Raw genomic sequence first — 14,743 nt, forward strand, 5'->3', positions numbered from 1 at the left:
ACAATCGGCGATCAGGGTGCGCTGAAGCCGTAACGGCCAAGGATCGCCCGGCCCTGCGCCGACAGCAGGAATCGGCGGAAGCCTTCCGCATCGCGGTGGCGACTGGCGGTCAGCCGCGCCACCGGATAGCGGATCGGCGGATGGCTGCCGGTCGGGAAACTCCCGACCGTCTGTACCGATTTCGAGGCTCGGGCGTCGGTTGCGTAGACGATGCCGAACGGGGTGGCGCCGCGTTCGACCAGGGCGAGGGCGGCGCGCACGCTGTCGCCGCGCGCGACCTTGTCCGCGATCGAGGGCCAGACATTGAGCGCGGTGAGCGCCGCCTTGCCATATTTGCCCGCCGGTACGGCGTCGGGATCGGCCATGGCGAGGCGGCCGCCGTTCAGCGCGGCGGCGAGCGGCATGTTGCGGCCGATGCGCAGCCGCACCGGCTTGCCGGCCGGGGCGACCAGCACCAGCCGGTTGCCGGCCATGTCGGCGCGGCTGCCGCGCGCGACGAAGCCGGCCTTCTGGATATCGTCCATCCAATCCTCGTCGGCGGAGGCGAACAGGTCGGCGGGGGCACCGGCCTTGATCTGCCGGGCCAGTGCCGAGGAGGCGGCGAAGGACAGGACGGGGCGGGCATGGCCCTGCCGCGCCCAGGCATCGGCGGCGGCATTCATCGATTCCTGCAGGCTGGCGGCGGCAAGAACCAGTGGCCCGCGCTTGTCCTGAGCAGTTGCCCAGGATGGTGACAGCAAAAGTGACAGGAGCGCGAGCGCGCGCAGCAGGAGCGGAATCGGATGAAGGAAGCGCATGGACGCCTTGTGCGCCCGGCGCCGCGGCCATGCAATTGTCGGCACATGCTTTTGTCGCCGCGCCTGATCCGCTAAGCAGGCGCCGGTGATGCCGATCCTTCCCCCCTTCGTCCGTTCCGGCCGGACCCGCGCAGCCCTTTGACATGGCAGTGATACGCACGCTTTGCGGCCGGTGCGGCGTCGGCTGTGGCCTGCGGGCCATCACCGGCGAGGATCGCGACCTGATGGTCGAGGGCGACCGGATGCATCCGGCCAATGCCGGGCGGCTGTGCGGGCGCGGGCTGGAGATCGCGGAAGAGGTCGGGCTGGAAGGGCGATTGCTCCAGCCGATGATAGACGGTCGGCCGCAACGCTGGGAGAAGGCGATCGCACAGGTCGCGCGGCGCTTGTCGGCGGTGGTCGCCCAGCATGGTGCGGACAGCGTGGCGCTGCAGGTTGGCGGCGGCCTGCTGACCGAGGATTATTATGTCGCCAACAAGCTGATGAAGGGCTTCATCGGTTCGGCCCATGTCGATGCGGGCTGGGCGGCGAATGACGGCGCGGCGCTGGCGCAGCGCGCGGCCTATGGCGAGGATGTGATGCCCGCCGCCTATGAGGATATCGAGCGGGCCGAGCTGATCCTGATGATCGGCGCGGATCTGGCGCAGGATCATCCGGTGCTGGGCGCGCGGATCGCGGCGGCGCGGGCCGAGCAGGGCGTCGAACTGCTGCTGCTGGCGGCGCCGGGCGAGGGGACGAGCATCGAGGCCGACCTGCGCATCGACGTGCCGCGCGACGGCATGGCGGCTTGGATCGCCGGACTGCTGCGCCATTGCCATGATGTCGGCGCGACCGATGGCGACTATCTGGCGCGCAGCGTCAGCGTGCCCGATGATTTCTGGGCGCAACTGCGGACCCGCCATGATCTGTGGTCGGTGGCGCGCAGTTGTGGTCTGTCGCCGGTGGACCTGCGCGCGCTCTATGACCGGATCGCCGCGGTGCCGCGGATCGTGACGCTGTTTGGCGGCGCGGACGAGGGGCTGGCACGGGCGGTGATCGATTTCCATCTGGCGACGGGGCGGATCGGCAGGCCGGGGGCGGCGCCCTTTGCCATGACGGCCGCGGCCAATGGCATGGGTGGGCGCGAGGTCGGCTGCCATGCAGCGGGGCTTGCGGCGCATCGCGGCTTCACGGCAGAGGCGATGGCCGAAATAGCCCGTTTCTGGTCGGCGGAGGCGATGGCGACCGGGCCGGGGCTGGATGGCGCGCAACTGGCCGAGGCGGTGCGGGACGGGCGCATCCGCGCGCTGTTGAGCATAAGCGGCGACGGCATTGATCCGGCCTGGTTGTGCGCGGCGCTGGACGTGGTGCCGCTGGCGATCCGCTCCACGCCCTGGGCCGATCCCGAGCGGGACGGGCGCGGCGTCGTGCTGCCATCGGCCAGTTGGGTCGAGAAGGACGGCACGCTGACCGGCGCGGACCGGCTGATCAGCCGCCAGCGCCGGCTGTTCCCGCTGCCCGGCGAAGCGAAGCCCGACTGGTGGATCGTCACCCAGGTCGCGCGCGCCATGGGCTGGCAGGCGGCCTTCCATTATGAATGGGCGGCGGAAATCTATCGCGAGCATGTGCGCCTGACCGCCTATGGCAATGACGGCGCGCGGCTGCTCAACCTGCGCCGTCATGCCCCGATTTCCAACCCCGCCTATGAGGAACTGACCCCGTGGCGCTGGGGCGAGCTGCCGTTCGACGAGGGGCGCTTCCCGACGCCGGACGGCAAGGCCCGCCTGCTGCCCCTGTCCTAGGCGGTAGATCGCCGGGCGACGGGGCGCCGACGCGACAGTAGAAAGTTCACACCGTTGTGCGGCATGTGGTGGCGCGTCTTTTGGCGGATTGGCGTCAGGTCGGTCGGCGCGGGATGATGGCCGCGCGACGATCAGGCGCCGGTGTCGCGCCTGCGACGCGACAGCGAGGCGACAGGGAAAGGACAGCGACGCGACAGTGTCGCGTGGGTGGCGGCAGTGGAGGCGGGAAAGGGTGCGGCGTTCCATCGACGCATGTGGAACAGAAAGGGCGAGAGTAGGAAAGCGAAGGGGCTGCTACCGACCAAGAGCGGCCATGTTCCCCCTCCCGCAGGCGGGAGGGGGAACATGGGAGGCGCGTGACTCCCATCAAGGGGGTGGGCTGGACGTTGCCATAGCCCACCCCGCTGCGACTAACGCGCTGCGCGCGCAAGTCTCGCTACCCCTCCCGTTTACGGGAGGGGGATGGCAGGAAACACCCAATATTGTCCTCCCAGCGGAGGGCCGAAGGCATATTCTGGAAAGCTTCAGCCTCGCGCTATGCCGGTGAGGTGATCGAGCAGGGCGTCGCCATTGGCGGTCCAGGTGAAGCGCAGGGCGGCGGCGCGGACGGCGTCGCGTTCGGGCGGGTCGGCCAATATGTCGGCGATCGCTTCGGCCAGAGCTTCGGGTTCGCGATCGACGATCTTGCCGGCTTCGGGGCGATCGAGCAGCTCGCGGGCGCCGCCGACATCGGTGATGACGATCGGCGTGCCGCAGGCGAGCGATTCCACCCAGGCATTGGCGAGCCCTTCGGATTCCGACGGCAGCGCCATCACGTCGGCGGCAGCATAGAGGCGCGGCAACCGGTCGTGCGGCACCGAGCCGAGGAAGCCGATGCGCCGTTCGACGCCCAGTTCCTGCGCGAGATTTTCGAGCATCCGGCGATATTGGCCCTGACCGGCGAGCAGCAGGGTGGTGCCGGGCAGCTGGGGCAGGGCGCGGACCAGAATATCCTGGCCCTTGCGCGGGATGAGCGCGCCGACGCAGAGGATCAGCGGCCCTTCGAAGCCGAGCGCGGCCTTGGCCTGATCGCGGTCGGCGATTTCGAAGCGGTCGAGATCGACGCCGGTATAATGGACCCGGATCTTGTCGGCATCGATGCCCATCCGGCCCATGGAACGACGCATCGCGGCCGACACGGCGAGCAGGCCGGCGGCGCCGTCGGCAGCGCGCCTCACCATCTTCTTCGTGCCGCGCTGCGTGCCCCAATGATGAATGTCGGCGCCACGCGCCTTGACCGAATAGGGGATGCCGAGCGCCTTCGACAGGCGCTGGGCCACCGGGCCGTCGGGGAAGAAGAAGCTGGCGTCGATCACGTCGAACGGGGTCTGGGCGTGCAGCCGCTTGACCAGCGGCAGGATGGCGCGGGTCATGGTGAGGACGTTGGTGCGGCCGCCGAATTTCGGGATGATCGGGAAGGTCGGCCGATAGACGGTCAGATCCTTCCACCTTTCCTTGGGTGGCAGGGCGCGCAGCGGGGCATAGCGGCCGGCGCGCGACAGCGGCCAGGGTGGCATGCCGATCGGGGCGACGACGGTGACGCTGACGTCGGGGCGGCTCGCCAGTTCGCGCGCCTGTCGCTCCACGAAAACGCCGAAATTGGGCCGGCTCATGTCCGGGAAGAGCGTGGAAAGCGTGAGGACGTTGAGTGTCATGGGCCCTCCCTACTGCATGTCGGTTAAGCGAGGCTTAGGCGTGGCGGGGGCGCTTGGCTATAGCCGTCGGACGAGTTGCACCGCCACCGCGCCCCAGGGTGGGTCGGTCAGCACCTGTTGCCGGGCGCCATGGCCGAGCGGCAATATCTGGAGCCGGTCGCCCTCGCGGCCGATGAGGCGGCCGAACAGGAAGCGGCCGGCGGGGCGGGGGAAGAGCACGTCGCGGTTCAAGGCGCTGGCGAAATCGGCCGGGGCGATGCGGCGGCACCAGATGGCGTCGCCGCTGCGATAGTCGCCGATGCTGGCATTGACCTGGATACCGATCATGCCGTCGGCGGGCACGGGCGGCGGGAAGGACAGGGCGCGGACCGGCGCGCGCGCGCCCTCTGGCCCGAGCAGGGCGGCGACCGGCACTTCGCTCTGGCCGGGCAGGGCGACCAGTTCCGCGCTGGTGACGCCGAGCGCATCGGCAATCCGGTTCAGCCATTTGACCGAGACGGTGCGGGTGCCGGTTTCGAGCCGGCCGATGGTCTGGGCGGTGGTGGGCGGCACGCAGAGCAAGCCCACCTGTTCCAGCGTCAGGCCCTTGGCCTTGCGGACCTCGCGGATGCGGGTGATCATGGCTGTCCTCGGGTTGATAACCTATTTGGTTTTCTCTTTCCTACAGATTATCCGTCGTGGCAAGCCCCCGGCCTTTCCCACCCTGTCAGGAGATGCCGCCATGGCCGCCCAGTTTGTCGACCAGATGATCGAAGACCCTGCCGGTAAGATGCAGGCGGTGAAGCTGCATCTGGGGGAATCGCCGCTCGGCTGGCTGCATGCACGCGGCCATGTGAGCGACCGGCAGCTGGCGGCGGGGGAGAGGCTGCGGCGCGACTGGGAGCAGGCGGGGCTGGGCGCGCGGGTGACGATGCGCTGGGACGGGGCACCGGCGGAGCGGCGACGGGGCGGCGCAGCGGCGATGCCCAATCCGAGCGCCGCGCAATTGTCGGCGCGCGAGCGGTTCGACGGCGCGGTGCGGGCGGCTGGGCCGGGACTGGCCGATATCTTGTGGCGCGTGGTGTGCGCGGGCGAGGGGCTGGGACCGGCGGAGCGGGCGTTGGGCTGGCCCAGCCGCGCGGGCAAGCTGGTGCTGGGGCTGGCGCTCGACCGGGTGGCGGACTGGTATCGGGTGGGGTGAGGGGGGGCTAAATGAACCGTTCGGGCTGAGCGAAGTCGAAGCCTTCGGCCGAGCGGCGCGAGGCGATGACTTCGCCTTCGCTCAGTCATGCCCTTCGACTTCGCTCAGGGCGAACGGAATAAATATGCAGCGGCGCGTAGCGCCTAGGCCACGAACCCCGCTGCGCTCGCTACCCACCCCAACCCCTCCCTGGAAGGGAGGGGCGAGGTATGTTTGCATTCAGGCGATGAACCCTGCGCCGAGGAGCAGGAGCAGCTTCACGTCCATGGCAAAGCCCTGTTCGCGCCAGGCGGCGATCTGGTCCGGCAGGGTGGCGAGGGGGACGCGGTGGACGCGGATATCCTCGCTGTCGACGCCGCCGCCCTCGCCGGTCTTCACCAAGTCATGGGCGCGGAACAGGGTGAAGCTTTCCGAGACCATGCCGGGGGAGCTGAAAAATTCGCCGAGCGATTCGAGGCGACCGGGGAGATAGCCGGTCTCCTCCTCCAGTTCGCGGCTGGCGGCGAGGCTGGCGTCCTCGCCAGCGTCATGATCGCCGACCAGGCCCGCGGGCAGTTCGATGCAGCGCTTGCCGAGCGGTACGCGATACTGGTCGACCAGCAGGACATGGCGGCCGTCTTCGTCCTCGTCGATCGCCAGGATGACGGCGGCGCGGATGCCGCGGGCGCGGCCGACATATTCCCATTTGCCGCGCTTCTTCGCGGTGATGAAGCGCCCGGTCCACATGGTTTCCTCAGGCGCATTCCAGTCATTATCGCTCATAATTCGATCAGTCTGTCCGGCAGTTCGTTGATGTCGTCGGCGGCGCGGGGGAAGTGCGGCGCCAGAATCGCGCCGACCCGGCCGATGGCGAGGGCAAGCCCTTCGCCCGGCCGGTCGTCGCGCACCGCATCGATCAGCAGCGCCATTGCCTCGCCCCAGGCTTCGGGGGTGACGCGGTCATTGATCGCCTTGTCGGCGACGATTTCGGCGCGATGCTCGTCGAGCGAGAGATAGATGAGGACGCCGGTGCGGCCGGCGGTGCGGGCCTCGGCAGCGGCACGGAACAGCAATATGGCGCGGCGACGGACCCGGCGCGCCTTGGTCGCGCGCGGGGTGAGCGCCATGCGGAGCGGCATGATCGCGAGCAGGTAGCGCACCACCAGGAAGTCGAGGATCAGGTCGCCCAGCAGGATGGTCAACATCTTCCAGTCGGCGACCTGATGGTCCCAGTCGCCCAGCAGCCGGCCGGCCAGGTCGCGCAGATAGTCCGGGAAGAAGGCGAAAAAGGCGAGGGCGACGAAGACGGTGCCGATCGCCCAGTGCAGGCCGACATCATGATAGGCGTCGGACCGGCGCGCGACGATCGGCACGATCTCGCCCGATGTCTGCTGTTCGGCCTCCATCACGGCGGCCGAGACAAGGTCATGATCGCGTTCGCTGAACTGTACCGGCTTCACCAACTGCCTCCCGCACCGCCGCCGCCGAAGCTGCCGCCGCCGCCGGAGAAGCCGCCGCCATCGCCGCCGCCCCAGCCGCCGCCGCTGCCCCAGCCCGAGCCGCCGCCGCTGCCCCATCCGCTGTCGGACGGGCCCCAGATGATGACCGGGCCGGCACCGCCGCGATAGCGCCGTCCGCGACCGCCGCGGCTGGCGAACATCGATATGCCGACGATGACGATCACGATGACCCAGAAGACCAGCATGACGGCGCCGCCGCCATTGTCGCCCTTACGCTCTTCCGCCTCGGCTGCGGCGGCGCGCGCCTTCGCCTCCTCGGGCGGCAGGGTCAGCAGGGTGGCGAGTTCGTTGACGCCCGCATCGATGCCGCCGGGAAAGTCGCCCGCCTTGAAGCGCGGGATGATGGCGGTGCGATAGATGCGCGAGGCAAGCGCGTCGGTGACGATACCCTCGACACCATAGCCGGTGGCGATCCACACCTTGCGCTCGTTCGGGGCGACCAGCAGGATCGTGCCGTCGTCCTTTTCCTTGCTGCCGATGCCCCAGCTGCGGCCGAGCTGATAGGCATAGTCGCCAATCTCATAGCCCTGGAGATCGGGCACGGTGGCGACCACCACCTGTCGCCCACTCTGCTTGTCGAGCGCGGCCAGCTTGGCGGTCAGCGCCTGCTCCTGCTGCGGCGAGAGCAGATTCGCGGCATCGACCACCTGGCCGGTCAGCTTGGGGAAGGTCTGTGCCTGCGCCGCCGGTATGAAGACCAGCAGCGCAAGGACCAGCAGCAGGCGCCTCAGCATCGTTATCGGCTCAGTTGCCGAAGTCGACCTTGGGCGCTTCTTCCGCGCCGGGCGTGACCGCCTGGAACGGGGCCATGGGCTTTGCGCCATGGATCAGCTTGGCGCCGATCGCGTCGGGGAAGGTGCGGATGCGGGTATTATAGGCCTGCACCGCTTCATTATAGTCGCGGATCGAGACGGCGATGCGGTTTTCCGTGCCTTCCAGCTGCGACTGGAGCTGGAGGAAATTCTCGTTGGTCTTGAGGTCGGGATAGGCCTCGACCGAGGCGAGCAGGCGGCCAAGGCCCTGGCTCAGCTGTGCCTGGGCGGCCTGATATTGCGCGACCTTGGCCGGATCGGACAGGTCGGCGGCGTTGATCTGGATCGAGGTCGCCTTGGCGCGGGCCTCGGTCACGGCGGTCAGCGTCGCCTGTTCCTGCTTGCCGGCGGCCTTGACCGTGGCGACCAGGTTGCCGGTCAGGTTGGCGCGGCGCTGATATTGCGCCTGGACGTCAGCCCATTTGGCCTTGGCATTTTCCTCGGCAGTGGGGACGCTGTTGATGCCGCAGGCGGACAGCGCAAGCGCGCCCATGACCGGCAGCAAAAGGCGGGAGAGGCGACGCGGGAAAAGCATGGAACATCCTCGGCTCTGTTTCGCTGACGGAAATAGGGCGTTGTCGGATGGCGTGCAACGGGCCATGCAGAGTTTATCGAAGGCAGGACAAGAGGTTCATCATGGGGCTGATTTCGGAATTCAAGACGTTCATCAATCGCGGCAATGTCATGGACCTGGCGGTTGGTGTCATCATCGGTGGCGCGTTCGCCACCATCACCAAGTCGCTGACCGATGACCTGATCATGCCGGTGGTCGGCTATCTTTTCGGTGGTGCTGACTTTTCGGGCTACTTCCTGCGCCTGGGCGACCTGCCCGAGGGGTTCAAGGGCAATCCCAACAGCTATGCCGACCTGAAGGCGGCCGGCGTCGCCATGTTCGGCTGGGGCCAGTTCCTGACCGTGCTGGTCAATTTCATCATCCTGGCTTTCATCATCTTCCTGCTGGTGAAGCTGGTGAACAAGGTTCTGGCCAAGCCCGAGGAAGCGCCGGCGCCGGCCGTCACGCCGGAGGATATCGTGCTGCTGCGCGAGATTCGCGACTCGCTGAAAAAATAAGCGATTGCGACGAACCGAGGCCCCGGTGGGAACCATTGGGGGCGCGGCCGGTTGATCGGCGTCAGGGTTCGGGATGGCATGGATCGTCCCGGACCTCGTGTCGAACATGTCTGCCCTGAGGGGGCGCAACAGGAGAAAACGCTGTGAAAAGCTTCGTCGCAATCCTTGGCCTTGCCAGCATGGTCTCGCTCGCCGCGTGCGATTCCAAGCAGGAAAACAAGGTCGAGAATGCCTACGAGAATCAGGCGGACGCTCTCGACAACCAGGCCGCGAACATGGAAGCGATGGCCGACAACCTGTCGGGCAACGCCGAAAACGCAGCCGAAAATGCGGCCGACGCGCTGGAGAACAAGGCCGACGCCACCCGCGAGGCGGGCGAGGCTGCCGCCGACGCGGTGGAGAAGAAGCAGCACTGATCCGCTGCGGCACCGACCATCGGGCCAAAGGGGCGTCGCGCTTGCGGCGCCCTTTTTCTTTGCCTGCCCGCGCCTTTAACGGCCCCTTAACCACGGCCGGCCATGGTGCCCTCGCGCGCATCCAAAGGTCGTGGGAATGGACGAGTTACTTCAGGAATTCATATCCGAAACGCAGGAAACGCTGGAGGCCCTGGCGGGCGAAGTCGTCGCCTGGGAGGCCAATCCGGGCGATAGCCAGCGGCTGGACGCCATTTTCCGTTTCTTCCATACGGTCAAGGGGAGCTGCGGCTTCCTCAATCTGCCGCGCTTCGAGAAATTGAGCCATGCGGCCGAGGATGTGCTGTCGGAGATTCGCGCCGGCAATCGCAAGCCCGATCCCGCGACCGTCAGCGCGGTGCTGGCGATCATGGACCGGATCGGCGAACTGGCCGAGGCGGTGGCGCGTGGCGCGGCATTGCCCAACGAGAATGACGAATATCTGATCGGTGCGCTGACGCAGGTGGAGGTGACCGCGGCGCCAGCCGAGGAAGCGGAGCCCGAAGAGCCGGCGGCGCCGGTCGCGGCGGTGCGCCAGGGCCAGGCGCTGCGCACCATTCGTCTGCCGCTGTCGCTGATCGACCAGCTGATGAACGGCGTGTCGGACATGGTGCTGGCGCGCAACGAATTGTCGCGCAAGCTGCGCGACCGGTCGGCCGACCCCGAACTGGACAGCGCGTTCGAGCGGTTGTCCACCTGTGTCGCGGACATGCGCGACGTCATTTCCAAGACCCGCATGCAGCGGGTCGAGCGCCTGTTCGCGGCGATGCCGCGCATGGTGCGCGACCTGAGCCGCGATCTCGACAAGCGGATCGAGCTGAGCCTGGAAGGCGGCGATGTCGAGATGGACCGCGAGATGGTGGAGATGGTCGTCGACCCGCTCACTCATATCGTGCGGAACAGCATCGACCATGGCATCGAGACGCCCGAGCGGCGGCGTGCGGCGGGCAAGCCGGAGGCCGGCCGGTTGCGGCTGGAAGCGCGCCAGTCGGGCAACCAGATCGTGATCGAGATCAGCGATGACGGTGCCGGCATCAACACCGCGCGGCTGGTGGAAAAGGCGATTGCTGCCGGGCGGCTGACGCCCGATGCGGCGGCGCGGATGACCGAGCAGGACAAGCTGGACCTGATCTTCCAGCCGGGGCTGACGACGGCCGCCAAGGTGACGGCGGTGTCTGGCCGTGGCGTCGGCATGGACGTGGTGCGGGCCAATATCGAACGGATCGGCGGCGTCATCGCGCTGGACAATCATCCGGGGCAGGGGCTGCGCATCACGCTGCGCGTGCCGCTGACGCTGACCATCATTCCGGGCCTGATCGTGCGCGCCGGCGGCCTGCATTTCGCGATCCCGCGTGCGGCGGTGGTCGAGATACTGCACGACAATAACGAGATGATGCAGATTGCCGATGTCGGCGGCGCCAAGATCGCGACGATCCGGTCGCTCCGCCATTCGATGATCGACCTGGAAGATGTGCTGGGCATGGACAAGCCGCAGCAGATCGGACCGCGCGCCGTGATGGTGGTGCGATCGGCGACCGGCGTGCCCTTTGCCATGGGTGTGTCCGCGGTCGAGAATCATGAGGAACTGGTGATCCGTCCCGCATCGCCGCTGGTGATGGCGAGCGGCGTCTATGCCGGCATGACCCTGCCCGACAATGGCAAGCCGATGCTGCTGCTGGATGCGGCGGGCCTGGCCAATGCGGCGCGCCTGCCGAACCTGATCGACGATCGCGCCCATGGGGCGGTGGCGGATGCCGCCGCGCAGGAAGCCGGCGTCGAAATGGTGGCGGCACTGCGTTTCGAGGAATTGTCGGGCGAACGGCGCCTGCTGCGCCTGTCGCTGATCGAACGGGTCGAGGATATCGACGCCACGCTGTTCGGCCGGTCCGGCGGCCAGGCCTTCGTCCGGCTGGACGAGCGGCTGGTGCCGGTGGTGAACGGCCGCCACGCCTTTGCCGAGGACAAGGTCTGCGCGCTGCGCCTGCGCGATGGCAGCCTGGAAGCCTGTTACCCGGTCGCGGCGGTGCTGGACATCGTCCAGATGCCGCTGGTGCCGGACATGGTGGCGATGCACGGCATGCTGAGCGGTGTCGCGGTGGTCGATGGCGAGCATCTGGAGGTCATCAACCCCTTCGCCCTGTTCGCCGCCCTGCCGCAGGAGTCGATCGCGCCGCACAGCCGGGGCCGTTGCCTGCTGGCCGATGCGGAGGATGGCTGGACCCGCGAGATATTGGCGCCGCTGCTGCGCCAGGCCGGGCATGAAGTGGTGCTGGGCCTGCCGGGCGACGCCGTCGATGCGCAGGATATCGTGCTCTATTCGGCCGGCGATGTCGGCCAGGTGGCCGAGATCATGGGATGTCGGGTGGTGCATCTGCGCGCCACGCCGCGGGCCACCGGGCCGATGGATGCCAGCATCTACCGCTATGACCAGGACGCGCTGATGGCGGCGCTGTCCGGCGCGCGCGGATAAGGGGAAGAGCGATGGAGCAACTCTATCTGTTGGCGACGCTGGCCGGCGCCCGGATCGCGGTCGATGCCAGTGAGGTCGAGGCGGTGGTCAAGCTGACCGAGATATCGCCCGTGCCCGGCATGGGCGTGCATGTCGCGGGTCTTTCCGCACTGCGCAGCCGCGTGCTGACGATCATCGATGTCGCGGCGCTGATTCATGGGCGCGCGACCCCGGCGGACCAGCGCGACCTGGCGATCATCGCCAATATCAGCGGCCATAGCTATGGCCTGATGGTCGATGGCGTGTCGGATATCTGCCGTGTGCCCGAGGGCGAACTGCCGCTGCGCGGACAGCTCGACCCGGCCTGGATGCCCTTTGCGCGCGGCGTGGTGGAGCATGAGGGCGTGCCCCATCTGCTGGTGTCGCTGGCCGGCTTCATCGAGGCCGGTGCCCAGGCACAGGCGGCCTGATCGCTTGGCCGCGTCGTTTACCATTTCCTCGCCTTTCGCGTTTACGCCTCTCCTCCCGGCACGTAAAAATCAAAGGGACGCTTCATGAAGAACTGCCTGGTCGTCGATGATTCCAAGGTCATCCGCAAAGTGGCACGCCACATATTGGAATCGCTGGACCTGACCGTGACCGAAGCGGTGGACGGGCAGGATGCCCTGACCCAGTGCGAGGCCAGCCTGCCCGACGTGGTGCTGCTCGACTGGAACATGCCGGTGATGAGCGGGATGGAATTTCTGCAGGCGCTGTCGGCCACCAAGATGGAGGCCCGGCCCAAGATCATCTTCTGCACCACGGAAAACGGCATCAGCCATATCAAGGCGGCGGTCGAGGCCGGTGCCGACGAATATGTGATGAAGCCGTTCGACCGCGAGACGCTGGAGAGCAAGCTGGCGATCGTCGGGGTCATCTAGGCCCGGTCCCTCCCTTCGAGGATATCGCCGTCTTTTCCAGCCTCTTCGTTCTGAAAGCCCGTCAATGACCGCCTTCGTGCCGACCATGGTCAGCCTCGACAGCCACACCGCTCCTGCGGTGCGCACGCTGGTGGTTGACGATTCGGTGGTGGTGCGCACGGTGATCGAGCGCATCCTCAACGCCGATCCCGGCTTTACCGTCGTCCACAAGACCAACAGCGCGGAAAATGCGCTGCGCTATCTGGCCGAACATAGCGTCGACCTGGTGCTGCTCGACATCGAGCTGCCGGGGCAGAGCGGCCTGGCCGCGCTGCCCGCGATCCTGCGATCGAACCCGCAGGGCAAGGTGGCGATCCTGTCGGGCCGCTGCGAGGAGGGCAGTGCGGCGGCGGTCGAGGCGCTGGCGCTGGGCGCGAGCGATATTCTCTCCAAGCCGGGCAGCGGCAGCTTTGGCGAGCAATTCCCACAGGCATTGATCGATCGGCTCGGCCGGCTGTTCGGCGGCGAAGCGCCGACGGCACCGACGCAGCGATCGACCATGGTTCCGCCCGCCCATGCGCCCAGCGCAGCGGTCGAACCTCTCGCCTGCCTGGGCATCGGCGCGTCGACCGGGGGCATCCATGCGCTCAGCCAGTTGTTCAGCGGCCTGACCGCGCCGCTGGGCGTGCCGATCCTGCTGACCCAGCATCTGCCGGTCAGCTTCACCGTCTATTTCGCGCAGCAACTGGCGCGCATGACCAGCCTGCGGGTCAAGGTGGCGCAGGCCGGCGACCAGCTGGCGCCCGACACCGTCTATGTTGCGCCGGGCGATGCCAACCTGCTGTTGCGGCGCGGGCTACATGGCCGGGTGAGCGTGGTGCTGGACCCGGAACGGACGCCGTCGGGCAATCTGCCGGGTGTCGATCCGATGTTCGCCGCCATGGCCGATGTCTATGGCGCGGGCGCGGCGGGGATCGTGCTGACCGGCATGGGCCGCGACGGCACGGCCGGGGCGCGGGATATCGTGGCAGCGGGCGGCTGGATCGTCGCCCAGGATGAGCCAAGCAGCGTGGTATGGGGGATGCCGGGATCGGTCGCGGGGGCAGGGCTGACCTGTGCCCTGATGGAACCCCATGCGATCATGGATTTTGTCGCACGACGCGGAAAGATGAACGACTGATGGCTTTGCCCCCTTCCAGGATGGGATCGGGCGCTGCCCGGATTTTGACAGGTCTGCTGGAAGCGCGGACCGGCCAGGTTCTGTCCGAGGGGCGGGCCTGGCGCATGGAGACGGCGCTCAAACCGGTGCTGCGCGGCCATGGCCTGCAGGATATCGACGAACTGGCCGGCAAGCTGCTGCGCAGCCGCAATCCGCGCCTGGACGAGGATGTGGTGAACGCCCTGCTGAACAACGAAAGCAGCTTCTTCCGCGATCTGCAGATTTTCGACCTCATCCACCGGCAGATATTGCCGCGTATCCAGGAGGCGCGGGGCGACCGGGTGCTGCGGATCTGGAGCGCGGGCTGTTCGACCGGGCAGGAAGCCTATTCGCTGGCGATCCGCTTCTGCAACGAGGCGGCGCGCTGGGCGGGCTGGCGGATCGAGATATTGGCGACCGATATTTCGAGCGCAGCGATCGACCAGGCGCGCAGCGGCATTTTCTCGCAGATGGACGTGCAGCGCGGCCTGCCGATCGGCGACCTGATCAAATGGTTCGAGCCGGCGGGCGATGACTGGCGGGCGAACCCGGAGCTGCGGCGGATGATCGATTTCCGTCAGGATAATCTGTTTGCCGCGCGGGTGCCGACCGGCGCCTATGACCTGCTGCTGTGCCGCAATGTGCTGCTCTATTTCTCGCCCGAACGGCGCCAGAGCGTGTTCGACCTGCTGGCCCGGCACAGCCATGACCGGTCGGTGCTGTTGCTGGGCGCGGGCGAGACGGTGATCGGCCAGAGCGAGGAATTCGTGCCGCATCCCGAATTTCGCGGCAGCTATGCGCGGCGGGGGCCTTCGACCGATGCCGGCAATTCGGCCCGGCGTGCGGGCTAATCGTCCGGAGACCATTTACCACGCTTGATTGCCGCGCCGGTCTCGGCCATGATTCCGTTC

The 14,743-nt window shown here is 67.7% G+C and carries 16 protein-coding genes; 9 read left to right on the plus strand and 7 right to left on the minus strand.

Features of this window, described 5'->3' with window-relative positions; translation table 11 throughout:
- Window positions 1–11 precede the first annotated feature (11 nt).
- Window positions 12–797 carry a molybdate ABC transporter substrate-binding protein gene (modA, locus tag ACI6S0_RS00195; RefSeq protein ID WP_434404543.1) on the minus strand — a complete coding sequence of 262 codons (786 nt, stop codon included), beginning with the start codon at window positions 795–797 and terminating at the stop codon, window positions 12–14.
- Between the two features lie 143 nt (window positions 798–940).
- On the opposite strand from modA, the gene ACI6S0_RS00200 reads away from it, so the two are divergent.
- Window positions 941–2,578, plus strand: a complete 1,638-nt coding sequence (locus tag ACI6S0_RS00200; protein ID WP_434404544.1) for a molybdopterin oxidoreductase family protein — start codon at window positions 941–943, stop codon at window positions 2,576–2,578.
- Between the two features lie 524 nt (window positions 2,579–3,102).
- Here the strand turns inward: ACI6S0_RS00200 and ACI6S0_RS00205 are convergent.
- Together ACI6S0_RS00205 and ACI6S0_RS00210 are read right to left on the minus strand one after the other, a co-directional pair.
- On the minus strand, window positions 3,103–4,272 hold the full coding sequence (locus tag ACI6S0_RS00205) for a glycosyltransferase (RefSeq protein ID WP_125997180.1): 1,170 nt from the start codon (window positions 4,270–4,272) through the stop codon (window positions 3,103–3,105).
- 57 nt (window positions 4,273–4,329) lie between these two features.
- Entirely contained in the window at window positions 4,330–4,893 is a 564-nt protein-coding gene (locus tag ACI6S0_RS00210; protein ID WP_048938403.1) for a helix-turn-helix domain-containing protein, read from the minus strand.
- A gap of 100 nt (window positions 4,894–4,993) precedes the next feature.
- Here ACI6S0_RS00210 and ACI6S0_RS00215 point away from each other — a divergent pair, with 100 nt between their 5' ends.
- Window positions 4,994–5,452 carry a DUF6456 domain-containing protein gene (locus tag ACI6S0_RS00215; protein WP_434404545.1) on the plus strand — a complete coding sequence of 153 codons (459 nt, stop codon included), beginning with the start codon at window positions 4,994–4,996 and terminating at the stop codon, window positions 5,450–5,452.
- 219 nt (window positions 5,453–5,671) lie between these two features.
- Here the strand turns inward: ACI6S0_RS00215 and ACI6S0_RS00220 are convergent, their stop codons facing one another.
- From ACI6S0_RS00220 to ACI6S0_RS00235, 4 genes are read right to left on the minus strand one after another with little or no spacing between them, the layout of a single operon-like run.
- A complete protein-coding gene (locus ACI6S0_RS00220; protein ID WP_434404546.1) occupies window positions 5,672–6,214 on the minus strand; it encodes an NUDIX hydrolase in 543 nt (180 codons plus the stop codon).
- Window positions 6,211–6,837 (minus strand): TPM domain-containing protein, encoded by a 627-nt coding sequence (locus tag ACI6S0_RS00225; RefSeq protein ID WP_180275849.1) that lies wholly within the window; start codon window positions 6,835–6,837, stop codon window positions 6,211–6,213. Before ACI6S0_RS00225 ends, ACI6S0_RS00220 begins: the two co-directional genes overlap by 4 nt.
- A 50-nt stretch (window positions 6,838–6,887) precedes the next feature.
- Window positions 6,888–7,685: a TPM domain-containing protein gene (locus ACI6S0_RS00230; protein ID WP_434404547.1), complete on the minus strand. Its 798-nt coding sequence runs from the start codon at window positions 7,683–7,685 to the stop codon at window positions 6,888–6,890.
- 10 nt (window positions 7,686–7,695) lie between these two features.
- On the minus strand, window positions 7,696–8,298 hold the full coding sequence (locus ACI6S0_RS00235; RefSeq protein WP_004210411.1) for a LemA family protein: 603 nt from the start codon (window positions 8,296–8,298) through the stop codon (window positions 7,696–7,698).
- A 101-nt stretch (window positions 8,299–8,399) separates the two neighbouring features.
- Here ACI6S0_RS00235 and mscL point away from each other — a divergent pair, with 101 nt between their 5' ends.
- From mscL to ACI6S0_RS00270, 7 genes are all read left to right on the plus strand, one after another.
- On the plus strand, window positions 8,400–8,834 hold the full coding sequence (gene mscL, locus ACI6S0_RS00240; protein ID WP_004210412.1) for a large conductance mechanosensitive channel protein MscL: 435 nt from the start codon (window positions 8,400–8,402) through the stop codon (window positions 8,832–8,834).
- A 143-nt stretch (window positions 8,835–8,977) separates the two neighbouring features.
- Window positions 8,978–9,250 (plus strand): hypothetical protein, encoded by a 273-nt coding sequence (locus tag ACI6S0_RS00245; RefSeq protein ID WP_004210413.1) that lies wholly within the window; start codon window positions 8,978–8,980, stop codon window positions 9,248–9,250.
- Window positions 9,251–9,386: 136 nt separating this feature from the next.
- A complete protein-coding gene (locus ACI6S0_RS00250; protein WP_434404548.1) occupies window positions 9,387–11,756 on the plus strand; it encodes a chemotaxis protein CheA in 2,370 nt (789 codons plus the stop codon).
- Between the two features lie 11 nt (window positions 11,757–11,767).
- Window positions 11,768–12,205 (plus strand): chemotaxis protein CheW, encoded by a 438-nt coding sequence (locus tag ACI6S0_RS00255; RefSeq protein WP_017500268.1) that lies wholly within the window; start codon window positions 11,768–11,770, stop codon window positions 12,203–12,205.
- Window positions 12,206–12,289: 84 nt separating this feature from the next.
- Window positions 12,290–12,655, plus strand: coding sequence for a response regulator (locus ACI6S0_RS00260; RefSeq protein WP_004210416.1), 366 nt, complete (start codon window positions 12,290–12,292; stop codon window positions 12,653–12,655).
- Window positions 12,656–12,719: 64 nt separating this feature from the next.
- Window positions 12,720–13,814, plus strand: a complete 1,095-nt coding sequence (locus ACI6S0_RS00265) for a chemotaxis protein CheB (RefSeq protein ID WP_434404549.1) — start codon at window positions 12,720–12,722, stop codon at window positions 13,812–13,814.
- Window positions 13,814–14,683 carry a CheR family methyltransferase gene (locus tag ACI6S0_RS00270; RefSeq protein WP_434404550.1) on the plus strand — a complete coding sequence of 290 codons (870 nt, stop codon included), beginning with the start codon at window positions 13,814–13,816 and terminating at the stop codon, window positions 14,681–14,683. The genes ACI6S0_RS00265 and ACI6S0_RS00270 overlap by 1 nt, the downstream gene beginning before the upstream one ends.
- Window positions 14,684–14,743 lie beyond the last annotated feature (60 nt).

Source organism: Sphingobium sp. DN12 (assembly GCF_051058005.1).
Classification (GTDB): domain Bacteria; phylum Pseudomonadota; class Alphaproteobacteria; order Sphingomonadales; family Sphingomonadaceae; genus Sphingobium; species Sphingobium yanoikuyae.